At 62.1% G+C, this 24,862-nt stretch carries 21 protein-coding genes; 18 read left to right on the top strand and 3 right to left on the bottom strand.

Going from position 1 to position 24,862, the window contains the following annotated elements; genetic code table 11:
* Window positions 1-30: 30 nt before the first annotated feature.
* The 9 genes from ACR0J1_RS01610 (at window position 31) to ACR0J1_RS01570 (ending at window position 11,593) form a co-directional block, all read left to right on the top strand.
* The gene (locus tag ACR0J1_RS01610; protein WP_480729933.1) at window positions 31-180 is read left to right on the top strand and encodes a hypothetical protein; all 150 of its coding nucleotides are present in this window, start codon (window positions 31-33) and stop codon (window positions 178-180) included.
* On the top strand, window positions 170-1,696 hold the full coding sequence (locus ACR0J1_RS01605) for a hypothetical protein (RefSeq protein WP_480729934.1): 1,527 nt from the start codon (window positions 170-172) through the stop codon (window positions 1,694-1,696). The genes ACR0J1_RS01610 and ACR0J1_RS01605 overlap by 11 nt, the downstream gene beginning before the upstream one ends.
* A 2-nt stretch (window positions 1,697-1,698) precedes the next feature.
* Window positions 1,699-2,655, top strand: a complete 957-nt coding sequence (locus ACR0J1_RS01600) for a site-specific tyrosine recombinase XerD (protein WP_480729936.1) — start codon at window positions 1,699-1,701, stop codon at window positions 2,653-2,655.
* A gap of 63 nt (window positions 2,656-2,718) precedes the next feature.
* A complete protein-coding gene (locus ACR0J1_RS01595) occupies window positions 2,719-4,026 on the top strand; it encodes an HlyC/CorC family transporter (protein WP_480729938.1) in 1,308 nt (435 codons plus the stop codon).
* Window positions 4,027-4,116: 90 nt separating this feature from the next.
* The gene (locus tag ACR0J1_RS01590) at window positions 4,117-6,525 is read left to right on the top strand and encodes a GcvT family protein (RefSeq protein WP_480729939.1); all 2,409 of its coding nucleotides are present in this window, start codon (window positions 4,117-4,119) and stop codon (window positions 6,523-6,525) included.
* A 31-nt stretch (window positions 6,526-6,556) separates the two neighbouring features.
* Entirely contained in the window at window positions 6,557-7,159 is a 603-nt protein-coding gene (locus tag ACR0J1_RS01585) for a nucleotidyltransferase family protein (protein WP_480729941.1), read from the top strand.
* A 749-nt stretch (window positions 7,160-7,908) separates the two neighbouring features.
* Window positions 7,909-9,345: a DegQ family serine endoprotease gene (locus ACR0J1_RS01580; protein ID WP_480729943.1), complete on the top strand. Its 1,437-nt coding sequence runs from the start codon at window positions 7,909-7,911 to the stop codon at window positions 9,343-9,345.
* Between the two features lie 165 nt (window positions 9,346-9,510).
* Window positions 9,511-10,191, top strand: a complete 681-nt coding sequence (locus tag ACR0J1_RS01575; protein ID WP_480528879.1) for a response regulator transcription factor — start codon at window positions 9,511-9,513, stop codon at window positions 10,189-10,191.
* Window positions 10,184-11,593, top strand: coding sequence for a sensor histidine kinase (locus tag ACR0J1_RS01570; RefSeq protein ID WP_480729945.1), 1,410 nt, complete (start codon window positions 10,184-10,186; stop codon window positions 11,591-11,593). The genes ACR0J1_RS01575 and ACR0J1_RS01570 overlap by 8 nt, the downstream gene beginning before the upstream one ends.
* Here ACR0J1_RS01570 and ACR0J1_RS01565 read toward each other — a convergent pair.
* Window positions 11,566-12,789 (bottom strand): cytochrome P450, encoded by a 1,224-nt coding sequence (locus ACR0J1_RS01565; RefSeq protein WP_480729947.1) that lies wholly within the window; start codon window positions 12,787-12,789, stop codon window positions 11,566-11,568. The genes ACR0J1_RS01570 and ACR0J1_RS01565 overlap by 28 nt on opposite strands.
* A gap of 98 nt (window positions 12,790-12,887) precedes the next feature.
* Between ACR0J1_RS01565 and ACR0J1_RS01560 the strand changes: the two genes are divergently transcribed.
* Window positions 12,888-13,235, top strand: a complete 348-nt coding sequence (locus ACR0J1_RS01560; protein WP_480729949.1) for a TfoX/Sxy family protein — start codon at window positions 12,888-12,890, stop codon at window positions 13,233-13,235.
* Between the two features lie 57 nt (window positions 13,236-13,292).
* On the opposite strand, the gene ndk is transcribed toward ACR0J1_RS01560, so the two are convergent.
* A complete protein-coding gene (gene ndk / locus ACR0J1_RS01555; protein WP_008757405.1) occupies window positions 13,293-13,715 on the bottom strand; it encodes a nucleoside-diphosphate kinase in 423 nt (140 codons plus the stop codon).
* A gap of 99 nt (window positions 13,716-13,814) precedes the next feature.
* Entirely contained in the window at window positions 13,815-15,017 is a 1,203-nt protein-coding gene (locus ACR0J1_RS01550) for a multidrug effflux MFS transporter (protein ID WP_480729951.1), read from the bottom strand.
* A 129-nt stretch (window positions 15,018-15,146) separates the two neighbouring features.
* Here ACR0J1_RS01550 and ACR0J1_RS01545 point away from each other — a divergent pair, with 129 nt between their 5' ends.
* From ACR0J1_RS01545 to ACR0J1_RS01510, 8 genes are all read left to right on the top strand, one after another.
* Window positions 15,147-16,997 carry an ABC-F family ATP-binding cassette domain-containing protein gene (locus tag ACR0J1_RS01545; protein ID WP_480729952.1) on the top strand — a complete coding sequence of 617 codons (1,851 nt, stop codon included), beginning with the start codon at window positions 15,147-15,149 and terminating at the stop codon, window positions 16,995-16,997.
* Window positions 16,994-17,614, top strand: coding sequence for a MarC family protein (locus ACR0J1_RS01540; protein ID WP_480528872.1), 621 nt, complete (start codon window positions 16,994-16,996; stop codon window positions 17,612-17,614). Before ACR0J1_RS01545 ends, ACR0J1_RS01540 begins: the two co-directional genes overlap by 4 nt.
* A gap of 42 nt (window positions 17,615-17,656) precedes the next feature.
* Window positions 17,657-18,238 carry a retropepsin-like aspartic protease family protein gene (locus ACR0J1_RS01535; RefSeq protein ID WP_480730406.1) on the top strand — a complete coding sequence of 194 codons (582 nt, stop codon included), beginning with the start codon at window positions 17,657-17,659 and terminating at the stop codon, window positions 18,236-18,238.
* Between the two features lie 87 nt (window positions 18,239-18,325).
* The gene (locus tag ACR0J1_RS01530) at window positions 18,326-19,540 is read left to right on the top strand and encodes an MFS transporter (protein WP_480729953.1); all 1,215 of its coding nucleotides are present in this window, start codon (window positions 18,326-18,328) and stop codon (window positions 19,538-19,540) included.
* Complete coding sequence (locus ACR0J1_RS01525; RefSeq protein ID WP_480729955.1) at window positions 19,537-20,133, top strand: YceI family protein; 597 nt, start codon at window positions 19,537-19,539, stop codon at window positions 20,131-20,133. Before ACR0J1_RS01530 ends, ACR0J1_RS01525 begins: the two co-directional genes overlap by 4 nt.
* Window positions 20,134-20,212: 79 nt before the next feature.
* Window positions 20,213-21,433 (top strand): MFS transporter, encoded by a 1,221-nt coding sequence (locus tag ACR0J1_RS01520; protein ID WP_480729957.1) that lies wholly within the window; start codon window positions 20,213-20,215, stop codon window positions 21,431-21,433.
* Window positions 21,434-21,728: 295 nt separating this feature from the next.
* Window positions 21,729-23,447 carry a methionine--tRNA ligase gene (metG, locus tag ACR0J1_RS01515; protein ID WP_480729958.1) on the top strand — a complete coding sequence of 573 codons (1,719 nt, stop codon included), beginning with the start codon at window positions 21,729-21,731 and terminating at the stop codon, window positions 23,445-23,447.
* Between the two features lie 254 nt (window positions 23,448-23,701).
* Entirely contained in the window at window positions 23,702-24,859 is a 1,158-nt protein-coding gene (locus tag ACR0J1_RS01510; protein WP_480729960.1) for an efflux RND transporter periplasmic adaptor subunit, read from the top strand.
* Window positions 24,860-24,862: the final 3 nt, after the last annotated feature.

Raw genomic sequence — 24,862 nt, 5'->3', positions numbered from 1 at the left:
CAAAAGCAAAATTTGAGGCAGCGTTCACCCATGGGCCGTTTGATCAAGTTCCTGATTTACATCATTTGCCTGAGCTTCATCGGGCTGATCGGGTATGCCTATATCGGGCCATTCTTTGGCGCAGACTTTTCTGCCCCGCAAAGCGAAGTCCGCGAACCGGTCACCCTGAATGCGGACTAAGGCCACCCTGCTGGCGCTTTTTCTGGCCGGAACCGCGCAAGCACAAACCTCCGAGCCGTTGTCGGCCATCGACTGGTTGACCGACCCGCCCGAGAACCTGCCGGGAACCGTTTTGCTGGAGCCTCCGGTGACCGAGACCGGGTTGCAGCCCGATGTGCAGGTCACCCCGCTTGAGGCGCTGTCGCCGCCGTTGGGCTTGGTTGCCTCGTCGGTCACCGGCCTGCCGGTGGACCTGTGGCAAGGCAGCGAACCGGACCGGCTTGCGGAACTGATCGCGCGGGTGCCGGTAAAGGCCAACCCGGCCATGCAGCGGCTGTTGTTCACCCTGCTTCTGACCGAGGCGCGCCCGCCCTCGGGCACGCAAACGACGGACGCTTTGTTGATGGCGCGGCTGGATCGCCTGATGCAACTGGGCGCATCGGACCCGGTGCAGTCGCTGGTGCAGCTTGCCGGGCCGACCGACACGCAAGAGCGGTTTCAGCGCTGGTTCGACGCCACACTGCTGACCGGGGACGAAGATCGCAGCTGCACCGCCTTGATCGCGCAGCCACATCTGTCGCGGGACTATGCGGCGCAGATATTCTGCAAGGCCCGGCGCGGCGACTGGGCTTCGGCGGCACTGACATTGGAAGCTGCCCACGCACTTCAGGTTTTGCCCGAAGATCAGCTTGCCCTGCTTGACCGGTTCCTCAGCCCCGAATTGTTTGAAGGTGCTGAATACCTGCCGCAACCCGAAGACCCCAACCCGCTGACCTTCCGCCTGTTCGAGGCCATCGGTGAACGCCTGCCCACCGCGTCCCTGCCCCGCGCCTTTGCCAATGCTGATCTGCGCGATGTGGCCGGTTGGAAGGCACAGGTCGAGGCCGCCGAGCGTCTGACCCGCATCGGAGCACTGACACCGAACCAACTACTTGGCCTTTATACCGAGCGTTCCCCTGCCGCATCCGGCGCGGTCTGGGATCGGGTTGCCGCGATTCAACGGTTCGAAGCCGCGCTGGACAGCGGCAAGCCCAAGACGATCGCAAAAACCCTTATCGCCGCGTGGACCCAGATGCAGACCGTGGGCCTAGAGGTCGCCTTTGCAGAGCTGTTCGCCCCGCGCCTCGGCCCGCTGACCCTGCCCGACCCCGCCGCCGAGAACTTGCGCTGGCGGATATTGCTGCTGTCCGAGCTTTACGAGGATGCTGCACGAAAAGCCCCGGCCGGGTCCGATGCAAATGCCTTTCTCGCCGCGCTTGCGATGGGTGATCCGGCCCGCGCAGATGCCCCCACGCCACTGGCCGATGCCATTTCCGAGGGCTTCGTATGGTCCGCTCCGATCCCGTCGGACATCAACGCCCTGCTCAGCAACGATCAACTGGGTGAGGCCATTCTGGAAACCATGCAACTGTTCGCCCATGGAGCGCGAGGCAATCTGGTGGACCTGACCGCCGCGATTGCCACATTGCGGCGCGTGGGCCTTGAGGACACCGCCCGCCGGGCTGCGCTGCAGTTGATGATCCTCAACGGGGCGTGACCATGGTTGCCCCCACCTCACCGGAATTGTGGATTTCCACCTTCCTTGAAGCACAGGCCGCCGAGCTTGGGGCCGCCACCAATACGCTGCTGGCCTATGGGCGCGACCTCAAGGATTTCGCGGCTTGGCTGGTGCGCCGCAAGGCCGATTTCGCAAATGCCGACCGCGACCGGATCGAGGCCTATCTGATCGACTGCGACGCCCAGGGCCTGTCCCGCTCAACCCGTGCCCGCCGGCTGTCTGCGATCAAGCAGCTCTATCGCTTCGCGTTCGAGGAAGGCTGGCGCGACACCAATCCAGCGATCCAGATCCAAGGCCCCGGCCGCGCCAAACGCCTGCCCAAAACGTTGGACGTGGCCGAGGTTGACAGACTGCTGGCCGCTGCCCGCCGCACCGGGCGCACGCAGGCCGACAAGGTGCGCAACACCTGCCTGATGGAACTGCTCTATGCCACAGGGATGCGGGTGACCGAGCTGATGTCGCTGCCGGTCGCATCGGCGCGTGGCAATCCGCAAATGCTGCTGGTGCAAGGCAAAGGTGGGAAAGAAAGGATGGTCCCTCTGTCCCCTGATGCCCGTGATGCGCTGACCGCGTGGCTTGATCAGCGTGATCAGACTGAGGAACAGGCGGCTGCCAAAGGCGGGCAGGCCTCGCGCTTTCTGTTCCCATCGCGCGGGAAATCCGGCCATCTGACGCGGCATATGTTCTTTCTGCTCATCAAGGACCTTGCGGTCGAGGGCGGTGTTTCGCCCGATAAGGTCACACCGCACACCCTGCGCCACGCCTTTGCCACGCATCTTCTGGCCAACGGGGCCGACCTGCGGTCAATACAGACGCTGCTGGGACATGCCGATGTGGCCACGACCGAGATTTACACCCATGTGCTGGACGAACGCCTGTCGGAACTGGTGCTGGAACACCACCCGCTGGCGAAAGACGACACCACCGATCAGGGCTAACCTCTTGATCGGACGGGGTCGCACCCCCATAACGGATGCAGCAACAGACATATTCAAGGACCGATGGAACCCACCTCTTCTCTGCTCGATAGTGCCTTCTGGATCACCTCGGGCTCTATTCTTCTTCTGCTCGTGCTGTCGGGCTTTTTCTCTGGCTCTGAAACGGCGCTGACGGCGTCCTCGCGCGGCAAGCTAAGGGCGCAGGCCGACAAAGGGTCGAAGGGGGCCCAGAAGGCGCTTGATATCACCGACGACAATGAACGGCTGATCGGCTCGGTCCTGCTGGGCAACAACCTTGTTAACATTCTGGCGGCCTCGCTGGCCACGGCCCTGTTCACCCGCCTGTTCGGCGAAAGCGGCGTTGCGCTGGCGACGCTGGTGATGACGTTGCTGGTTCTGATCTTTGCCGAGGTTCTGCCCAAGACCTATGCCATCACCAATGCCGAAAAGGCCGCCGCCTTGGTGGCCCCGGTCATCAGCGTTTTGGTCACGGTGTTTTCGCCAGTGGTGGCAGCCGTGCGCCTGCTGGTGCGCGGCGTGCTGCGTCTGTTCGGCGTGCAGATCGACCCCGACAGCAACATTCTGGCCGTGCGCGAGGAAATCGCGGGCGCGCTGCAGTTGGGCCATTCCGAAGGCGTGGTCGAAAAAGAAGACCGCGACCGTATCCTGGGCGCGCTCGACCTCGGCGACCGCGCCGTGGAAGAGATCATGCTGCACCGCTCGAACATCGAGATGATCGACGCCGACGATGAACCCGAGGCGATCCTCAAGCAATGTCTGGAAAGCCCGCATACCCGCCTGCCCGTCTTTCGGGGCGAGCATGAAAACATCGTGGGCGTCGTTCATGCCAAGGACCTGTTCCGCGCCATGTATGCGCAGGTGGGCGGCACACACGGAGATACCGAAAGGCTCAAGAGCTTCGATATCTCGAAGGTCGCCAACGATCCTTATTTCGTGCCTGAAACCACCACTCTGGACGACCAGATGCGCGAGTTTCTTCGGATGCACAGCCATTTTGCTTTGGTTGTCGACGAATACGGCTCGCTGCGCGGACTGATCACGCTTGAAGATATTCTCGAGGAAATCGTGGGCGAGATCGCCGACGAATTTGACATCGACGAAGAAGTGCCGGTGACCCGCACCGATGATGGCCAGTTCCTTGTCGAGGGCGCGATGACCATCCGCGACGCCAACCGCGCGCTTGATTGGTCGCTGCCGGATGAAGAGGCCAACACGCTGGCCGGTCTGGTCATACACGAGGCGCAGATGATCCCTATCGTGGGTCAGGTGTTCTCGTTCCACGGCTTCCGGTTCGAGGTCATCGCCCGCGAAGGCAATCGGATCACCGGGCTGAAAGTGCGCCCGCTGTAAGCTCAACCAGCGACGAGCCATGTCGCGAACGGAACAGTATTGCCCCGGCGACCCCTGCAGGCTTTGCCCAAAACCCAAGGGAGATCCGCCGTGAAAACCACCACACGCGTTGCAGTTATCGGCGGCGGCGTCGTCGGCTGTTCAGTCCTCTATCACCTGACCAAGCTGGGTTGGTCGGATGTGATGCTGCTGGAACGATCCGAACTAACCAGCGGCTCGACCTGGCACGCGGCGGGCGGGTTTCACACGCTGAACGGCGACACCAATATGGCCGCGCTGCAGGGCTATACGATCCGGCTGTACAAAGAGCTGGAAGAGATCACCGGCATGTCTTGCGGCTTGCATCATGTGGGCGGTGTGACCTTGGCCGACAATCAGGACCGTTTTGACATGCTGCTGGCCGAACGGGCCAAGCATCGGTTTATGGGATTGGAAACCGAGATCGTTGGTCCCGATGAGATCAAGAAGATCGCCCCGATCACCAACACCGACGGCATCCTCGGCGCGCTTTATGATCCGCTGGACGGGCATCTTGATCCGTCGGGTACCACTCATGCTTATGCCAAGGCCGCGCGGATGGGCGGTGCTACGATTGAAACCCACTGCATGGTGCGCGAAACCAACCAGCGTGCCGACGGGACTTGGGATGTGGTGACTGACAAGGGCACCATCCATGCCGAGCATGTGGTCAACGCAGGCGGCCTCTGGGCGCGCGAGGTCGGGGCCATGGCTGGCATCTACTTCCCCCTACACCCGATGGAGCATCAGTATCTGGTCACCGATGCCATCCCTCAGATTGAAGCGATCATTGATGCAGGCGGCGAGCACCCGCACGTGATGGACCCCGCTGGCGAAAGCTATCTGCGGCAGGAGGGGCGCGGATTGTGCATCGGCTTTTATGAACAGCCCTGCAAACCCTGGGCCGTCGATGGCACGCCGTGGGAGTTCGGCCATGAGCTGCTTCCGGACGACTATGACAAGATCACCGACAGCATCGAGTTTGCCTATCGCCGTTTCCCCGTTCTGGCCGAGGCCGGGGTGAAATCGGTCATTCACGGGCCGTTCACCTTTGCGCCCGACGGCAACCCTCTGGTCGGTCCGGTGCCGGGCGTGCGCAACTATTGGTCCGCTTGCGGGGTGATGGCCGGGTTCAGTCAGGGTGGCGGCGTTGGCCTGACGCTGGCGCAATGGATGATCGAAGGTGAGCCGGAACGCGACGTGTTTGCCATGGATGTCGCTCGGTTCGGTGACTGGATCAGCCCCGGCTACACCCGCCCCAAGGTGATCGAGAACTATCAGAAACGCTTCAGCGTCGCCTACCCGAACGAGGAATTGCCCGCCGCCCGGCCCAACCGGACGACGCCGATGTATGACATCTTCTCGGACCTCGGCGCGGTCTGGGGGCAGCAATATGGCTTGGAAGTGCCGAACTACTTCGCCCAGGGTGAAGAGCCCGGATATGAAACACCCTCGTTCCGCCGCTCAGACGCGTTCGACGCCACCGGACGCGAGGTCCGGGCCGTACGCGAAAGCGTCGGCATCAACGAGGTGCATAACTTCGGCAAATATTGCATCGCCGGACCCGGCGCACGAGATTGGCTGGATAAGATCATGGCCGGTCGCATCCCGAAGCCCGGGCGTCTATCGCTGACACCAATGCTGTCACCCAAGGGCAAACTGATCGGCGATTTCACCGTCTCATGCCTGAGCGAGACCGAGTTCCAACTGACCGCCTCCTACGGCAGTCAGGCGTTTCACATGCGCTGGTTCCAACAGAACGCGCAGGACGGCGTGGCGGTCGACAATATCAGCGACCGCCTGAACGGCTTCCAGATTGCCGGGCCAAAGGCGGCCGAGGTGCTGGCCAGTTGCACACGCGACGACGTCAGCGCGCTGCGATTCCTCGACCTGCGCCGCATGACGATCGGTATGACCGACTGCATCGTTCAGCGCGTCAGCTATACCGGCGATCTTGGCTATGAAGTCTACTGCGATCCGATGGCCCAGCTTCAGCTTTGGTGGACGCTCTGGCAGGCCGGGCAACCACACGGGATGGTACCCTTCGGCATGCGCGCGATGATGAGCTTGCGGCTGGACAAGTTCTTTGGCTCGTGGATGCGTGAATTCTCGCCTGACTATACTGCCGCCGAGACCGGGCTGGACCGGTTCATCTCCTTCGCCAAGCCCGCCAATTTCATCGGGCGCGCGGCTGCCGAGGCTGACCGTCCCACCCGCAAACTGGTCGCATTCGAGGTGGATGCCGATGACTCCGACGTCAACGCCTACGAGCCGATCTGGCTAAACGGCGAGGTCGTGGGTTTCTGCACCTCGGGCGGGTATTCACACTATGCCGGGAAATCCATCGCCATGGGGTTCCTGCCGGTCCAGCAGGCCACAGAAGGCAAGGAGGTCGAGATCGAAATCCTCGGCCAGATGCGCCGCGCGCGGGTGATCACCAAACCGCTGTTTGATGCGGATGGGGCGCGAATGCGGGGATGACTCGGGCCGTTGTAAGCGGCATGGTCACGGGATGAACGACATACCCATCATCCTTCTGGCCGCAGGACAATCCAGCCGAATGGGCGGCGCGGACAAGCTGATGCAGCCGGTCGACGGTATCCCGCTGCTGCGGCGCACGGCCCAAAGGGCACTGGTTGTTGGTCCCGTGATCGCCGCCTTGCCCCCAAGACCTCACCCGCGATACGCCGCGCTAGAGGGTCTCGATCTCATCAAGGCCGAGATCACCGATGCCGCTGAAGGCATGAATGCCAGCCTGCGTGGCGCGATGGAATGGGTTCCTGCTGACGCGCCTGCTGCCATGGTCCTGCTGGCGGATCTGCCCGATCTGACCTCTGACGATCTGCGCGCCGTGCTTGGGTCTATGACCGACCACCCCGATGCGCGTGTCTGGCGCGGGGCAACCGAGGATGGCGCGCCGGGGCATCCGGTGATTTTTGACCGCACGCTGTTCGGCGCGCTTGCGCAACTGACCGGAGACACTGGCGCACAGGAGGTGGTGAAGCGTTGCGAGGGCGAGGTACATCTACATGCGCTGCCTGCCCGGAACGCCTTGCTGGATCTGGATACGCCCGAAGACTGGAAGCGCTGGCACGAGAACCGGCCCCAAAAATGAACGCGGCCCGGTCGAAGAACGACCGGGCCGGTTGCCCAAAAACAGGACTACCACTTTCACCAATCCCTCTAGCGCGGTCAGATCACCAAACTGGCTGTCTGACTATCCGCTGCCGAACCTAAACAAGACCCCCTCGTTAACATGCCGCTCAGCGCTATGGAGACTGAGATGCGCCTTTGACACCCCCTAGTGTCTCAGGCCCCCCTCACTTGGGCATTTACATCGTCGCCTATCAGATGCTTTCAAACAACGTAAAATTGGAAGAATTGGTAAATTTCCGTAAAATCGGCTTGGTTTTTGCGCAACATTGCATCTCGTCGAAATCACCCTTGAGTTGCATCACGAACCAACCGCAACATGGCGCAAAGGTCGTCACGGCCCTGCCAACCTCAGGTTCCCGTTGGTTTCAAGGTATCTTCGCCAAAACACCGATTTCGTCCGACACATAAAACACAACCATAGCACGAAATTCGTCATGCCGTGCCAACTTCTCGTTCGTTTGTTAACGAAATTGAATCAATGTCGCCCTTTTGCGTGACTGTTGACTGCATCGGCAACAATCCACCGATTCGCCCGACGTCAGGCCGGCTGATTCCCGCCGATGCCCGATCGGTAAGCCGCTGCATAAAAGAGGCAGAAAATGGCAAAATTAAGGTTTCTTAACCTTTCTCTCAGGAACACCCCAGATTGATGCGGCATCTGCTGTCTCAAAGTGCGGACTCAACCGCCAAACACAGACAGGAGTCAAAATGAGCATCCGTAAATCCTCGCTGCTTTTGCCGCGCACGTCGAACTGGATGGGGGTCAGCGCACTGGGCGCGGCCATGCTGGCCACCACCGCCCTGCCCGCAATGGCGGATGAGGCGCTGGCCGATCTGGTCGAGAACGTGTCGCCGTCGGTCGTGACAATCATCGCCCGGCAGGACACTGTGCCGACCCCGGCACAGGGACAGGACTTCGATCTCGAAGGCCACCCATTTGGCGAATTTTTCAAGCGTTTCGGCGGTCCCGAAGGGTTCCAGATGCCGCAGCGCGGACCGGCTCAGGGTCTTGGCTCGGGCTTCGTGCTGGATGAGGCCGGGTATATCGTCACCAACCACCATGTCGTTGATAACGCAAGCGAAGTCACCGTTCGCCTGAGCGACGACCGCACCTTCGAGGCCGAGGTGATCGGCACCGACCCGCTGACCGACATCGCCGTTCTGAAGATCGACGCGGGCGAGAACCTGCAAGCGGTTCAGATGGGCGACAGTGACGCCATCCGCGTGGGTGAGGATGTGGTCGCCATCGGCAACCCATTCGGGCTCAGTTCGACCGTGACCACGGGCATCGTCTCGGCAAAGGGGCGCAATATCTCGGAAGGACCCTATGCCGAATTCATCCAGACCGACGCTGCCATCAACAAGGGCAACTCGGGCGGTCCGCTGTTCAACATGGAGGGCGAAGTGATCGGCGTGAACTCGGCCATCTATTCGCCCAGCGGCGGTTCGGTTGGCCTGGGTTTCGCGGTCACGTCGAACATCGTCGACCACATCTCGGCCGATCTGCGCGATGACGGTCAGGTCAGCCGCGGCTGGCTGGGCGTGTCGATCCAGAATATCAGCCCAGAGCTGGCCGCTGCGATGGGTGTCGATGCAACAGCGGGCGCCTTGGTCTCGGATGTAGTCGCCAACAGCCCTGCCGAGGGCATCCTGCAGCAGGGTGACGTAATCCTCAGCTTCAACGGAGAACCCGTTGAATCCAGTAGCGATCTGCCGATCCTGGTCGGAACCACAAAAGTCGGCACCGAGAGCGCCCTGACCGTTCTGCGCAATGGCAAAGAGCAGCAGATCGAACTGACCATTGGCCAGCATCAGTCGGCCTCGGCCGCGACCGACAGCGTGGTCGAGGACAAGTTCGAAGGCACCTCTCTGGGCGTGACGGTCGCGCCGCTGACCGAGGCTGCGCGCGCAGAGATGGGTGTGGCCGAGGCCGTGGACGGCGTGGTTGTCACTGACCTGAAGCCTGAAAGCCCTGCAGCCAAGGCCGGTCTGCAGCCCGGCGACGTGATCGTGCGGCTGGGCAACCAGGACACCGCCACCCCCGATGCGCTGAAAACCGCGCTGGAAAGCGAAAAGACCGACCCGGCGCTGGTGCTGATCAATCGTGGCGGCAACCAGATCTTCGTCGCGGTCGAAATCGCCTGACCCAAGACCCCAAAGCGCACCGCATGATGGGGAAATCTGGTGCGCTTACTCCCGGCGGCGCGGATTGTCCACGCGCCCCGGGGCAGCCGGGTGCGGCCCCCGCACCCGGCCTGTTTTTTTCAAAGAGTATCTGTGTTTATATCCTGATGGAAAGGAGCCCCGGCCATGAGCAGACGCCTGTTAATTGTTGAAGACGACCAGGAGACGCGGGATTTCGTCGCCAAAGGCTTCGGCGAAGAAGGTTATGTGGTCGAGGTCGCCTCGGATGGCCGCGAGGGCCTATATCATGCCACCGATGGCGGTTTCGATGCGGTGGTGCTGGACCGGATGTTGCCGGGGCTGGATGGTTTGTCGCTCATCAAGTCCATGCGGGCTGCCGGGCTGAAAACACCTGTCCTGATGCTGACCGCCATGAGCGCGGTTGACGAGCGGGTCAAGGGCCTGCGCGCCGGGGCGGATGACTATCTGGTCAAGCCCTTCTCGTTTCAGGAACTGCACGCCCGGATCGAGGCCCTGTTGCGCCGCCCGCAGGAATCGGAAGAGACCGCGACCCTCGCCTGCCGCGATCTTGAGATGGATCTGCTGACCCGCAAGGTCAGCCGCAATGGGCGCGAAATCACCCTGACCCCGCGCGAATTCCAGATCCTTGAATTCTTCCTGCGGCGGAAGAACCGCGTCATCTCACGCACTATGTTGCTGGAAGGCGTGTGGGATTATCACTTTGATCCCAATACCAATGTGGTCGATGTCCATATCTCGAAACTGCGCCGCCAACTGGACGAAGACGGGGCCGATCCGATGATCGAAACCGTCCGTGGCGCCGGATACATGGTCTCGGATGCCTGACCTGCCGCTGTCGCTGAACAACGCCCGCACCCGTCTGGTGGTGGCCAGCATGGTGCTGAGCACCCTGCTGACGGCGGCAGTTTTGACGACGGTCTATGTTACCGCCAACCGGACTATCTCGGGCGAGACACGCTCGGTCGTGTCAGCTGAACTCACGGGGTTGGCGGATGAATATGAACGGGGTGGGATGCTAGGGCTGATCACCGCAATCGAACGCCGCCTGCCATCGGCAGCCGAGCGTGACGCATTGTATCTGCTGACCGGACCGCGAGGCACCAAGCTGGCGGGCAATCTGACCCGCTGGCCCGACGGCATCGCCGCAGGCAGCGGCTGGGTCGAGCTGCAACTGCGCCGTGAAGGCAGCGAGCAACTGGTGCCGATCTCGGCCGCCTCCATCCGGCTGACCGGCGGCGAACGGCTTTTGGTCGGGCGCGACGCGCTGGCCCGCCAACAGTTCGACCGCGCCTTGTTCCGATCCGTTGCGCTGGCGCTTGTGACCGCATTGGCGCTCAGCCTGCTGACCGGCTGGCTGCTGACACGTCTGGTGTTTTCGCGCCTCAAGGACATTGCCGATACTGCCGACAATATCGTGTCCGGCGATCTGGCCCTGCGGATGCCCCTGCGCGGCACGGGGGACGAGTTCGATCAGGTCTCGGGCACGCTGAACAATATGCTGGACAAGATCGAAGAGCTGATCAGCAACCTGCGGACGACCTCGAACTCGATCGCGCATGATCTGCGCTCGCCCCTGTCCCGCTTGCGGCAGCGGGTCGAGGCGCTGGCCGAGCCCGGCAAGACCGAGCAGGAACGCGAGGTCGACATGGCCCGTGCCACGGCCGAGATCGACCACCTGCTGCGTGTTCTCAGCCAGCTAACCGAGATCTCGCGGGCCGAGGCCGGGCTGGGCCGGGAACAGTTTGAACCGATCAAGCTGCTGCAACTGGTCGGCGATGTGGTCGAGCTCTATGAACCTGTGGCCGCTGATCAGAACGTCCGGCTTGAGGTCAAGGGCAGTGCGGCACCCATTCAGGGCCACAGACCGTTGCTGTCACAGGCGCTGTCGAACCTGCTGGAAAACGCGATGCGCTATGCCCCAGCGGGCACCGCGATCACCATTGAAATCCGCGAAGAGGGTGATCACACCCTGCTCAGCGTCCGCGACCGGGGGCCGGGTGTGCCTGATGCCGATCTGCCGCGCTTGCAGATGCCTTTCGTGACACTTGATCCGGCCCGGACCGGGCGCAATGCGGGGCTGGGGTTGGCTTTGGTAGCCGCGATTTCACATATGCACGATGGCAAGTTTCTGGCGCAGAACCGGAAGCCGGGTCTTGAAACCACCCTGCAACTGGCCCGGGGGCCCAACCCGGCAACCGCTCAGAGTGTCGCAGGCAGCGCCGCATAGCCCCGAAACCGAATCCGCCCGCCTTTGACCCGCGGTCCGCTCAGGCGATAGTCAGGGTGTCGGTTCAGAAACCGGCCCAGCGCAACCCGCCCCTCCAGCCGCGCCAGCGTCAGCCCGACACAGACATGCGGCCCTCCGGCAAAGGCCAGATGGCGGTTGGGTTTGCGGGTGATGTCAAAGCGCGCAGGTTCCGCGAATACCGCCGGGTCGCGGTTCGCCGCACCGATACACAGATGCAGGTTGGTGCCTTTGGGAAGATACAGCCCATCCAGTTCCATATCCGCCGTGGTTTCCCGGTTGCCGAACTGGTTGGGCGAGCGAAACCGCAGCACTTCCTCAACCGTCGACGCGATCAGCGCCGGATCCTCGGACAACCGCTGGCGCTGCGCCGGGTGGTCATGCAACAGCGCCAGCCCATTGCCGATCAGGTTGGTCGTGGTCTCATGCCCGGCATTCAGGATGAAGATGCAGTTCTGCAGCAACTCGATCTCGCTAAGCTGCGCATCCGCCCCCTCGCCCCGGATCAGACGGGTCAGAACGTCTGTCTCTGGATCGCCAGGGCTGGCGCGGCGGCGGGCGACCAGGTCTTCCAGATATGCCTTGAAGTCGGTCACCGCCTGCTGCCCGGTTGCCAGTTGCGCGTCGGTCAACGCCGGTTCCAGCGCGCCCAGAATGGCCAGCGACCAGTCGCGCAGCGGCCCGCGTTCGGACATCGGCACGTCCAGCAGATTGCCGATGATCTGGATCGGAATGGTCGAGGCAAAATCCTCGATCAGATCGACCTTGTCCCGTCCCGCCATCGCGCCCAGCAGCGTATCGACGGTTTCGATCAGGCCCGGCTCCATCCGGGCGATGGCGCGCGGTGTCAGGGCCGAGGTCATGATCTTGCGCACCCGCGTGTGCAGCGGCGGGTCCGAGAACACCAGCGAGGTCGTATGATGTTCAAAAAGCGGCGAGCCCACCCCGAACTTGGGACCGAACGCTGCCTTCTTGTCCGACGAATAAAGCGTGGTATCGCGGTAGATACGGTCCAGATCGGCATGGCGCGCCAGCAGGACCGAGCCATCAGGCTGCGGCAAAACCGGCGCATGTTTCAGCAAGGCATCGTAGAACGGAAACGGGTCGTCGATGAAGCCATCCGGCGGATTCATCAGATCCAGATTTTGCACCAGATCTTCATGGCTTACGTTACTCATCGCATCCTCCCTGCCCCTGTCTCTTGCCTAGCGCATGAGGCAAAGCCAGACAACTCTGCGTGGGTGACAGCAGGCATTGGTCGGGCTATGTCAGGGGCATGTCTGATCCGGTCTCTTCCATCCGAAACCTTGGCCCCGCCTTCGAACAAGCCTGCACCCGCGCGGGCATCCATTCGGCGCAGCAGTTGCGGGATTTGGGCGCAGATGAGGCCTATGCCCGCCTGCTGCAATCCGGCTCACGCCCGCATTTCATCGGCTACTATGTGCTGGTGATGGGGTTGCAGGGTCGCCCATGGAACGATTGCAAGGGCGACGAGAAGAAGGCGCTGCGCAAGCGATTTGACGCCATCAAGGCCGGGGTCAACCGGGCACCGGAAAGCCGGATGATCTCGGACCTCGACGCCGTGGGCGTGCGGGTGACGCCGGCAGACCTCAAACCCATCTGAACACGAAAAAGGCCGCCCCGGTCAGGAGCGGCCCAATTATTTCATCGGAGCGTTGGCTTAGCCGACCAGTTCGATGCCCGAGAAGAAGTACGCGATCTCAACCGCAGCCGTTTCCGGAGCGTCCGAACCGTGGACCGAGTTTTCACCAACCGATTCAGCGAACTCGGCGCGGATGGTGCCGGGGGCTGCGTCTGCAGGGTTGGTTGCGCCCATCACTTCGCGGTTCTTGGCAATGGCACCTTCGCCTTCCAGAACCTGCACAACGACCGGAGCTGACGACATGAATTCGCACAGTTCGTCATAGAACGGACGCTCGGCGTGCACGTCATAGAACTTGCCTGCTTGTGCTTTGGTCATGTGGATGCGCTTTTGCGCGACGATGCGCAGACCGGCTTCTTCGAACTTGGCGTTGATCTTGCCAGTCAGGTTACGGCGGGTTGCATCGGGTTTGATGATCGAGAATGTGCGTTCCAGTGCCATGTCGGCCTCTCCTTCGTGTTTGGCGCAGCGCGCCGAAATCCATCGCGCGCCGCCTAACATGGTCTGGGGCGTATGAAAAGCACTATGATACGTGATGGCTCAGATCGTGTCGGGCAACGGGTCCTGCCGGTCGACCTGGCGCACGTAAAGCACCGCCAACAGGCCGATGAAACTGCTGACACACATCAGGCCCAGAACCAGAAAAGGCCCGTTTTCGGGGCTGACGAACGCCCCGGTCAACGATGTGATCACCGCGCCCAGCCCTACGATCATCGCCCCCGACAACCCCGCCGCGCTGCCTGCCAGTTTCGGGCGCACCGACATGACACCGGCCGAGGCATTGGCATTGGTCAGCCCGTTGCCGAACCCCACGCAGATGGCCGACCCGAAGAACACCCAGACCGAGCCCAGCCCCGCCGCAAACAGAAGCAGCCCGCAAAACGGCCCGGTCGAGGCCACGATGCGGCCCGCCAGAATCATCGTGGTCAGCGGCGTATGAGCAGCGATACGCCCGGTGATGAAATTGCCGAACATGAAGCCGCCGGTAATGATCCCGATGCCCAGACCCAACAGCGCCGGGCTCAGATCGAACCACGCTGCCGCCACCAGCGGCGCGCCGGTGATGAAGCTGAAGAAGGCTCCGATCGAGAAGGCCGCACAAAGCGCATAGCCCCAGAACCGGCGGGCGCGGAACAGGTGGGGATATTCGCGCAGTTGCGCCGAAAAGGTTGCCGCGCGGTTGGTATTGGTCTCGCCCATATCGGCCCAAAGCAGCGCCAGCATCCCTGCGCCCAGCGCCGCATACAGGACAAATCCCGCGCGCCAGCCGAACAGCATATCCAGCGCTCCGCCCAGCATCGGCCCCAGCATGGGGGCCAGTGCCATCGCCATGGCGACATAACCCAGCTTGCTGGCGGCCTCGTTCGGCGGGTAGAGATCGCGGATCGACGCGCTGGACAGGACCGGCCCGGCCACCACAGCCGCCTGCAGCAGGCGAAAGCCAAGGAAGGCCCAGATCGACTCGGCCAGTACACAGCCCAGCGACGCGGCAGCAAAGACAGCCATGCAGATCAGCAGAACCGGCCTGCGCCCGAACCGGTCGGACAGCGGCCCCATGATCAGCTGCAACACGGCAGAGACACCCAGATACCCTGCGACCGACAGATTTATCAGGCCGTAATCGACCTGAAAATCCGCGCTCATCCGCGCCAGCGATGGCAAAAACATATTCAGCGACAGCACCGACAGCGCCGTGGCGAATATAAGCGTAACCAGCGAAGGGGGCGATTGAGCCGCGCGCATGACAGGAACCAACGAAAATCCGAACCGGATCAGCGCTATCACATCCCCCGCGCGTTGAACATGCCACCTCTGCGCCGGGAACATACCGAGCCGCTGGCGGGCCGCCTCATGCTCTGTTAAGAGCGCCCCATGCTACGGATCGACGACATAACACACGCCGTTGAAGGCCGCCCCCTGTTTGACGGGGCCAGCGCCACGATTCCCGATGGCCACAAGGTTGGTCTGGTGGGTCGCAACGGTACGGGCAAGACCACGCTTTTCCGCCTGATCCGGGGCGAACTGGCGCTGGAATCAGGCAATATCTCGGTCCCGAAACGCGCGCGCATCGGCGGGGTGGCGCAAGAGGTGCCCTCGTCCGATGTCTCGCTGATCAACACCGTTCTGGCCGCCGATACCGAACGTGCCGCCCTGATGGCCGAGGCGGACGTTGCCGAAGACCCCGCGCGGATTGCCGAGATTCAGACGCGTCTGGCCGATATCGACGCCTGGTCTGCCGAGGCGCGCGCGGCATCGATCCTCAAGGGGTTGGGGTTCGATGATGAGGACCAGTTGAAACCCTGCTCGGATTTCTCGGGCGGCTGGCGGATGCGCGTGGCGCTGGCGGCGGTGCTGTTTGCCCAGCCCGACCTGCTGCTGCTGGACGAACCGACCAACTATCTGGACCTCGAAGGCGCGCTGTGGCTGGAAAGCTATCTGGCGAAGTACCCGCATACGGTCATCATCATCAGTCACGACCGCGGACTGTTGAACCGGGCCGTGGGCTCGATCCTGCATCTGGAAGATCGCAAGCTCACCTATTATGCCGTGCCTTACGACAAGTTCGCCGAACGCCGCGCCGAACGTCTGGCGCAGGCTGAATCCGAGAACGCCAAGGCCAAGGCCCGCATCGCGCATCTGCAAAGCTATGTGGACCGCTTCCGCTATAAGGCGTCCAAGGCGGTTCAGGCCCAGTCGCGTCTGAAGATGATCGAACGCATCCAACTGGTCTCAACCCCGCAAGAGGCCGCCCTGCGTGCCTTCACCTTCCCCACGCCCGAGGACCTGTCGCCGCCGATCATCCAGCTTGAGGGCGGCGTGACCGGTTATGGCGACACCGAGGTGCTGCGCCGCCTGAACTTGCGCATCGATCAGGACGACCGCATCGCCCTGCTGGGCAAGAACGGTCAGGGCAAGTCGACGCTGTCCAAGCTGCTGTCGGACCGCCTACCTCTGATGGCGGGCAAGATGAATCGCAGCAACAAACTGCGCATCGGCTACTTCGCGCAGCATCAGGTGGACGAGCTGTATGCAGACGAAACCCCGCTGGACCACCTGCGCCGCCTGCGCCCCGATGAGGCCCCTGGCAAATGGCGCTCGCGTTTGGCCGGGTTCGGGCTGAACGCCGATCAGGCCGAGACCGAGGTTGGGCGTCTGTCGGGCGGGCAAAAGGCGCGGTTGTCGCTGCTGATCGCCACTATCGACGCACCGCATATGCTGATCCTCGATGAACCGACCAACCATCTGGACATCGAAAGCCGCGAGGCGCTGGTCGAGGCGCTGACCGCATATTCCGGCGCGGTCATTCTGGTCAGCCACGACATGCACCTGCTGTCGCTTGTGGCGGACCGGCTGTGGCTGGTCTCGGATCGGACGGTCAAGCCGTTCGACGGAGACCTCGAGGCCTATCGCGCCATGCTGTTGGCCCGCGACAAGCCGGTGAAGGAAAAGCCGGCAGCCAAGCCCAAGCGCCCGTCACGCGATACTATTCTGGCCTTACGTGCTGACCTGCGCAAATGCGAAGAGCGCGTCAACAAACTGACGGACATGCACGAAAAGCTTTCGGCCCGGTTGGCTGACCCCGCACTTTATGAAGAAGACCGCGTTCAGGACCTTGAAACGTGGAACCGCAAATTTGCCGAAGTGGTTGAGGCCATGCAGCGCGCCGAGGCGCTGTGGGTGACCGCCGCTGAACGGCTGGAACAGGCAGAGGCTGCAGCATGATGGACATGGCGTTCCTGATTACGTCGTTTACCACGTTGTTCGTGGTGATCGACCCTCCGGCGCAAACGCCGATCTTCGTGGCACTGACACAAGGCATGGACAAAGAGACGCGCCGCGTGATCGCCCTGCGGGCTTGCATAACGGCGGCAGGTATCCTTGCGATGTTCGCCGCCTTTGGCGAGGCGGTTCTGGGCTTCATCGGCATCTCGATGGAGGCGTTCCGCGTCGCGGGTGGCGTGCTGCTGTTCCTGACCGCGCTCGACATGCTGTTCGAACGCCGCACCAAACGCCGTGAGCATAGCGCCGAGGAAGAAGAGCACCCCGACCCGTCTGTCTTCCCACTCGGCATCCCCCTGATCGCCGGCCCCGGCGCAATTGCCACAATGATCCTGTTGGCCGGGCAAACGCCGGGGATCGAAGGGCTCGCCGTGGTGATCGGCATGATGCTGATCGTGGTGGCTATGGTCTTTGTGACCTATCTGACCTCAGGCGCAGTGGCACGGTTGCTGGGCAAGACCGGATTGAACGTGCTGACCCGTCTGCTGGGTATGTTGCTGGCAGCGCTTTCGGTGCAGTTCATTCTGGACGGGCTCAAGGCCTTTGGGTTTGCGTCCTGAGGCCCCATATAGAGATCAGGAAACTGATTGCGGGTAAGCGGTATGGATGGCGATAGTCTTGGGTATCTGACCTATCTGGTCTTGCTGGGTGCGGCCCTGCTGATGTGGTTCATCACCCAGAACCGCCAGTCCCTTGGCAAGACAATGCAGCAAGCCGCTGCCTGGGTGTTCATCTTCATCGGCGTCATCGCGGTGATCGGCCTTTGGGACGATATCCGCTCGACCGTCAGCACCACCCCGCAGCTGACCGTGACCGACCACAGGATCGAAGTGCCCCGGTCCTTTGACGGGCATTATTACCTGCCGATGCTGGTGAATGGTCAGGCCGTCACCTTTTTAGTCGATACCGGCGCCAGCCAGATCGTCCTTAGCGCCAAAGACGCCGAGCGGGTCGGAATTGATCCTGATCAGCTGAACTATATCGGGCGCGCCGCCACCGCCAACGGGATCGTGCGTACAGCACCGGTGCGGCTGGACAGCCTTGCGCTGGGGCCGATCACGGATCGCAATGTTTCGGCCTCGATCACCGAAGGCGATCTGGGGCAGTCGCTGCTGGGCATGGCTTATCTGCACAAGTTTCCGAATATCCAATTCACCGATGGCCAACTGATCCTGTCACGCTAGCGGTCCATGCACCGTCTTGGGACCGGCACCCCGCGATCACGCAACTTGTGACTGGTCAAAACCGCAACCGCACCCTAGCGTTCCGGGATGACCCACGCGATCCACGATAGCCGCTATTCCTGGCTGCGCTTGCTGATCACTCTGGCCATTGCCACGGTGGTGAATGTCGGCATGTGGGCGGTGATCGTGGTGATGCCCGCCATCGAAACCCAGTTCGGGGCCGGACGCGCCGAGGCATCGCTGCCCTATGTCCTGACCATGATCGGCTTTGCTCTTGGCAATATGTGGCTGGGCCAGTTGGTCGATCGGCTGGGCGTAACCAAAGCGCTGATCGGGGCGGCAATTCTGAGCGCCTTCAGCTATCTGCTGGCCACGCTGGCCCCGAACATGGTGCTGCTGTCGCTGGCACATCTGTTGCTGGGGCTGGGCACAGCGGTCGGGTTCGGACCTCTGATTGCCGATATCTCGCACTGGTTCATGCGGCGGCGCGGGATCGCCGTAGCGCTGGTGGCCAGCGGAAATTACCTGTCTGGCGCAATCTGGCCCACACTGCTGTCGGGCATTCTGGCGCGTGAGGGCTGGCAACAGGTCTATCTGACTCTCGCACTGATCACTGTCGTGACCGTCATCCCTCTGTCCCTGCTGCTGCGCCGCCAGGTCCCGGTTGAGGCGCATAGCACCGCCGCAGCCGCCGCCCAGACCCGAGCGCAAAGCGTGGGCCTGTCGCCGCGCGCGTTGCAGTATATACTCGGGCTGGCCGGTATTGGCTGCTGCGTCGCGATGTCGATGCCGCAGGTTCATATCGTCTCGTATTGCGTCGGACTGGGCTACGGCCCGGCGGTCGGGGCCGAGATGCTGTCGCTGATGCTGCTGGGCGGTGTGGTCAGCCGCGTGATTTCGGGCCTTGTGGCAGACAAGCTGGGTGGGCTGACCACCTTGCTGATCGGGTCGATCCTACAATGCATCGCACTGTTTCTATTCCTGCCCTATGACGGGATGGTTTCGCTGTATGTCATCAGCATGTTGTTCGGTCTGGCGCAGGGCGGCATCGTCCCCAGCTATGCGTTGGTTGTGCGCGAATACATGCCCCCGCAAGAGGCCGGCGCGCGTGTGGGCTTTGTCATGATGATGACGATCATGGGCATGGCTTTGGGTGGCTGGATGTCGGGCTGGATTTACGACGTAACCGGAAATTATCAATTGGCCTTTATCAACGGCATCCTCTGGAACGGCCTGAACATCGTCATTCTACTGACTCTGATGAAACGATCCCGCCCCCGAGGAGGAGAGGTTTTGGCATGACCCACCTGACCCGACGCACCCTGATTGTGGGCCTGACCGCCCTGCCCCTGGCAAGTGCGGCACAAACCCCGCTGATACCGTATATGCTGGCCCCCAAGGGCACCTCGGTTGGGTTCACCTTTGATCTGTCTGGCGTGGCGCAGTCGGGGACGATACCGATCCGCTCCGCCGATATTCGCCTTGATACCAATCGCCTGCAAAACAGCCGGGTCGATGTGGTGCTGGACGTGGCAGATGCGCGGACCAAGCTGCCCTTTGCCCGGGGTCCGATGCTGGGTCAGAGCGTGCTGAACGCCAAGACCCACCCAACAATCCGCTTCACCTCGACCAGAATTCAGCTTGGTCCCACCGGTCGCATATCCGAGGGCGCCACCGTCACAGGTGATCTGACAGTCCGCGGTGTCACGCGCCCGGTGACCTTAAAGGCTGACCTCTACCGGATGCCGGGCACCGCGGTTGACGATCTGGACGCCTTGTCCATCCGCCTGACTGGCGCGCTGAACCGGCACGAGTTCGGGGCCTCGGGATATCCTGATCTGGTGCAGGACACAGTTGGGCTGAACATCCACGCGGAAATCGTCCGCGAGGGGTGAGACCAAAGGGCAAAAAACGACGCGCCAAGGTCGAATAGGCGCGCGCAAAGCCCGCGCATGACGTCAAGCTGAGGTTATCATGCGTACGATCATTTCCTTTGCCGCCTTGTTTCTTTCCGTCATCCTGCTGCAGCTTTCAACCGGCGGCGTTGGCCCGCTGGATGCGATCTCGGGCCTGACGTTGGACTTCTCGACGGAACAGATCGGCCTGCTGGGGTCTGCGCATTTTCTGGGCTTTTTCATCGGCTGCTGGTGGGCCCCGCGCCTGATGGGCAGCGTGGGCCATTCCCGCGCGTTTGCCGTCTGCACCGCGCTTGGCGCGATGGGCCTGCTGGGGCACACGCTGACCGAAGACCCGCGCATCTGGGCCATCCTGCGCATCGCCTCGGGCACCTGTGTTGCAGGATGTTACACCGTGATCGAGGCCTGGCTGAACGCAAAGGTCACAAATGACTCGCGCGGGCGCGTCATGGGTAGCTATCGCATTGCGGATCTGGGCGCGTCGCTTTGCGCACAGCTGATCATCGCAGTTCTGCCACCGGCCTCTTATGTCTCGTACAATCTGCTGGCGATCCTGTGCTGCGCCTCGCTGCTGCCGCTGACCCTGACGCGGGCCAGTCAGCCGAAAACACCAGACGCACCGCGCCTACGGCCCCGGATGGCTTGGCAAAACTCGCCACTTGCCGTGGCCGGAGTGATCGTCTCGGCGCTCAGTTCAGCCTCGTTCCGAATGGTGGGCCCGGTCTACGGGCAAGAGGTCGGTCTGGGCGTGGATCAGATCGCGTTCTTTCTGGCCTCTTTCGTTCTGGGTGGCGCGTTGGCGCAATATCCGCTGGGATGGCTCGCCGACAAATACGACCGGCGCTGGGTGCTGATCTGGCTGTCTGCGGCGGCGGTGCTGAGTTGCGGCATCACCATGGCCGCCAGCGGCGCAGGCACCTTGAGCGTGCTGCTGGCCGCCGGGTTCTTTGGCCTGACCACCTTTCCGATCTTCTCGGTATCCTCGGCCCATGCCAATGACTTTGCCACCACCGAACAACGTGTCGAGCTTTCGGCCGCGTTGATGTTCTGGTACGCGCTGGGGGCCATCGCGTCACCTTATGTCTCGTCGACGCTGATCCAACAGTTCGGGCCCGGCGCCCTGTTTGCCTTTGTCGCCGTCGGTCATCTGGGACTGATCGTGTTCGGTCTGGCCCGGATGCGGTCACGCCCGACGCCGGACGCGCGCACGCATTACGTTTATGCGCCGCGCACATCCTTCACCATCGGGCGCTTGCTGAAACGGTCCCGCGAAAGATAGCTACTGCTATTCCGAAGGCGGAGAGGACGGGATCATCTCATACAAGACAGCGCCTGCTTCATGCCCAGCAGATCGACCGCCTTCAGGGCCTGGTCCTGATCTGCCCAAACATTGGTGGATGGCTCGGATAAAAATCTTTCAGGAATGCCCCCAACGCGAAACTGCTTGCCCCGTCATAAGACACGGCCTGCACCCGTCACGAAGGCAGAGCAGATATGTTAATGGGGAAACCGGGCTTTTGCTGGCCGCCGACATAAGGTAGACGGGCGCGCAGACAGTTAGCTGGATACAGAAAATGGCTCGGATTCTCATCACCTCGGCGATCCCTTACATCAATGGGATCAAACACCTCGGCAACCTGATCGGCTCGCAACTGCCCGCCGATCTTTATGCACGTTACCAGCGTGGCCGGGGGAACGAGGTCATGTTCCTGTGCGCCACCGACGAACACGGTACGCCCGCCGAACTGGCCGCGGCCAAGGCCAACCAGCCCGTTGCGGAATACTGCGCCCAGATGCATGGCGTGCAGTCGGATATCGCCAAGCGGTTCGGGCTCAGCTTCGATCACTTTGGCCGGTCGTCCAGCGAGCAGAACAAGCGCCTGACCCAGCATTTCGCCGGAAAGCTGGATGAGGCTGGCCTGGTACGCGAGGTCAGCGAGAAGCAGGTCTATTCGAACGCCGATGGTCGCTTTTTGCCGGATCGTTATATCGAGGGCACCTGCCCCAATTGTGGCTATGACCGTGCGCGCGGTGACCAGTGTGAGAACTGCACCAAGCAGTTGGACCCGACTGATCTGATCGAACCCCGCAGCGCAATCAGCGGTTCGACCGATCTTGAGGTGCGCGAGACCAAGCACCTGTATCTGCGCCAGTCGGCGATGAAGGATCAGCTGGATGCTTGGATCGACAGCAAGACGGATTGGCCGATCCTGACAACCTCGATTGCCAAGAAGTGGCTACATGACGGCGACGGCCTGCAGGATCGCGGCATCACCCGCGATCTGGACTGGGGCGTTCCGGTCAAAAAAGGTGATCAGGACTGGCCCGGCATGGAGGGAAAGGTCTTCTATGTCTGGTTCGATGCCCCCATCGAATACATCGCCTGCGCCAAGGAATGGGCTGATTCCACAGGCAAATCGGATGCCGAGTGGGAACGCTGGTGGCGCACCGACAAAGGCGCGGATGACGTGCGTTACGTGCAGTTCATGGGCAAGGACAACGTGCCCTTCCACACGCTTTCTTTCCCGGCCACAATTCTGGGTTCGGGCGAACCGTGGAAGATGGTCGACCACCTGAAATCGTTCAACTACCTGAACTATGACGGCGGCCAGTTCTCGACCTCGCAAGGTCGCGGCGTGTTCATGGATCAGGCACTGGAAATTCTGCCTGCCGACTACTGGCGCTGGTGGCTGCTGAGCCATGCGCCCGAGAGCAGCGACAGTGAGTTTACCTGGGAGAACTTCCAGCAATCGGTGAACAAGGATCTCGCCGACGTGCTGGGCAACTTCGTCAGCCGGATCACCAAGTTCTGCCGCTCGAAGTTCGGAGAGGCCGTACCCGAGGGGGGTACCTTTGGCGAGCGCGAGCAGGCGCTGATTGCGGATTTGACTAAACGCATCCGCGCCTATGAAGGCCACATGGAAGCGATGGAAGTTCGCAAATCCGCGCAGGAACTGCGGGCAATCTGGGTGGCAGGCAACGAATACCTGCAGGCCGCGGCACCTTGGTCGACCTTCAAGGAAGACCCCGAACAGGCCGCCGCGCAGGTGCGTCTGGGCCTGAACTTGATCCGGCTTTATGCCGTGCTCAGCGCGCCGTTCATCCCCGAAACCTCGGCCCGGATGCTGAGCGCGATGAACACGCTGGATACCGGCTGGCCCGACGATGTGGAGGCCGCGCTGAGCGCCCTGCCCGCCGGTCACGAGTTCTCGGTGCCCGAGGTTCTGTTCGCCAAGATCGCGGACGAACAGCGTGAGGACTGGCAAGAGAAATTCGCCGGAACGCGCACCTGAACGCAGCGTTCAGACAACGCGGAAACGGGGGCCATTGCGGCCCCCGCTATTCTTTCGCACGCAGCCCTGAGCAGCGCCGTTGATCTAAGTCTGCCGAAAAAATAAGAAATCCTGCACGCTTTTGAGCGACCTCACATTCAACATGCTTGAGATGTCAGGGCAAAACGGCCATCCTGAACCGGAATTCTATCGACTCGTCCGGGTGCCCGTCCGCCTCGGGAACGAAAACTCATAGTTTGAACGAGGCATTCATCATGGTCCCTGCATCAAAACCCCTGACCTCTCGCCCCGGCGCGGCTTTTGCCCTTGTCACCTGCCTGACCTTCGCCCCGGCGGCTTGGGCGCAGGATCAGACCGACGCACCCGCGCCCAAGGTCTCGATCGCCGCGGCCTATTCCGAGGAAATCACCGACGAGGCCTCGTTCATCGGGCGCGCCGAGGCCATCAACAAGGTCGACATTATCGCCCGCGTCGGCGGTTTTCTGGAAAGTCAGGATGTAGAAGACGGTGCGCTGGTGACCGAAGGCGACCTGCTGTTCAAGATCGAGCCGGACCTCTACGAGGCCACGTTGCAGGCGCGCAAGGCCGATCTGGACCGGGCGCAGGCCAATCTGGAATTGGCCAAGGTCGATCTGGCCCGCAAGGAGGAACTCTATAAGCGCGACGCGACGCCGGAATCCGAACGCGACATCGCCCGCGCCAACGAACTGGTGGCCGAAGCCGAGGTCAAAGCCGCGAATGCCGCGATCCAGCAGGCAGAACTGGACCTTGGCTATACCGAGATTCATGCGCCCTTCACCGGGCGTCTGGGTCGGGTCGCCACCAGCGTCGGCGACGTGGTCGGGCCCAACAATCCTCCGCTGGTCAATCTGGTCAGCGAGGCCCCGATCTATGTCAATTTTTCGTTGAATGAAAAGCAGTTCACCACGGTACTGCAAACGGTTGGGGCAAACCCCGCTTCGCTGGCCGAAAGCGATCAGACGCCCGTGGTGAAGGTGACGTTGCCCAATGGCACTGCCCTGGATGAAACGGGCAAAATCATCTTCGTCGACAACCGGATCGACCCGCTGACCGGGGCGATCACAGTGCGGGCCGAGTTCGACAACACGGACCGCCTGATCGTCGACGGCGCTTTCCTGAACGTCCAGATCGAAGCGCTCGAGCCGACGTTGCAAGTGCTGGTCCCGCAGGCCGCCCTTCAGCGCGATCAGCGCGGTGAGTTCGTGTTGGTCGTGAATGACAAGCAGATGGTCGAACAGCGTTATATCACCACCGGAGACGTGGTCGGCACGGCCATCATCGTGCTGGACGGGTTGCGCGAAGGCGAAAGCGTCATCGTCGAGGGCCTGCAACGCGTGCGGCCGGGTGTGGCCGTGGACGCGGTTGTCGCCTCTGAGCAGCCGGGAGAATAACCG

It is taken from the genome of Ruegeria sp. CJ3, from assembly GCF_056536725.1.
The sequence above is the reverse complement of the archived record's forward strand: the minus strand, read 5'-3'. Positions and strand labels throughout refer to the sequence as shown.

Coding starts and splice junctions, on each gene's coding strand:
- ACR0J1_RS01610 (WP_480729933.1), top strand. CDS start 31: ATGGGCCGTTTGATCAAGTTCCTGATTTACATCATTTGCCTGAGCTTC.
- ACR0J1_RS01605 (WP_480729934.1), top strand. CDS start 170: ATGCGGACTAAGGCCACCCTGCTGGCGCTTTTTCTGGCCGGAACCGCG.
- ACR0J1_RS01600 (WP_480729936.1), top strand. CDS start 1,699: ATGGTTGCCCCCACCTCACCGGAATTGTGGATTTCCACCTTCCTTGAA.
- ACR0J1_RS01595 (WP_480729938.1), top strand. CDS start 2,719: ATGGAACCCACCTCTTCTCTGCTCGATAGTGCCTTCTGGATCACCTCG.
- ACR0J1_RS01585 (WP_480729941.1), top strand. CDS start 6,557: ATGAACGACATACCCATCATCCTTCTGGCCGCAGGACAATCCAGCCGA.
- ACR0J1_RS01580 (WP_480729943.1), top strand. CDS start 7,909: ATGAGCATCCGTAAATCCTCGCTGCTTTTGCCGCGCACGTCGAACTGG.
- ACR0J1_RS01575 (WP_480528879.1), top strand. CDS start 9,511: ATGAGCAGACGCCTGTTAATTGTTGAAGACGACCAGGAGACGCGGGAT.
- ACR0J1_RS01570 (WP_480729945.1), top strand. CDS start 10,184: ATGCCTGACCTGCCGCTGTCGCTGAACAACGCCCGCACCCGTCTGGTG.
- ACR0J1_RS01565 (WP_480729947.1), bottom strand. CDS start 12,789: ATGAGTAACGTAAGCCATGAAGATCTGGTGCAAAATCTGGATCTGATG.
- ACR0J1_RS01560 (WP_480729949.1), top strand. CDS start 12,888: ATGTCTGATCCGGTCTCTTCCATCCGAAACCTTGGCCCCGCCTTCGAA.
- ndk (WP_008757405.1), bottom strand. CDS start 13,715: ATGGCACTGGAACGCACATTCTCGATCATCAAACCCGATGCAACCCGC.
- ACR0J1_RS01550 (WP_480729951.1), bottom strand. CDS start 15,017: ATGCGCGCGGCTCAATCGCCCCCTTCGCTGGTTACGCTTATATTCGCC.
- ACR0J1_RS01545 (WP_480729952.1), top strand. CDS start 15,147: ATGCTACGGATCGACGACATAACACACGCCGTTGAAGGCCGCCCCCTG.
- ACR0J1_RS01540 (WP_480528872.1), top strand. CDS start 16,994: ATGATGGACATGGCGTTCCTGATTACGTCGTTTACCACGTTGTTCGTG.
- ACR0J1_RS01535 (WP_480730406.1), top strand. CDS start 17,657: ATGGATGGCGATAGTCTTGGGTATCTGACCTATCTGGTCTTGCTGGGT.
- ACR0J1_RS01530 (WP_480729953.1), top strand. CDS start 18,326: ATGACCCACGCGATCCACGATAGCCGCTATTCCTGGCTGCGCTTGCTG.
- ACR0J1_RS01525 (WP_480729955.1), top strand. CDS start 19,537: ATGACCCACCTGACCCGACGCACCCTGATTGTGGGCCTGACCGCCCTG.
- ACR0J1_RS01520 (WP_480729957.1), top strand. CDS start 20,213: ATGCGTACGATCATTTCCTTTGCCGCCTTGTTTCTTTCCGTCATCCTG.
- metG (WP_480729958.1), top strand. CDS start 21,729: ATGGCTCGGATTCTCATCACCTCGGCGATCCCTTACATCAATGGGATC.
- ACR0J1_RS01510 (WP_480729960.1), top strand. CDS start 23,702: ATGGTCCCTGCATCAAAACCCCTGACCTCTCGCCCCGGCGCGGCTTTT.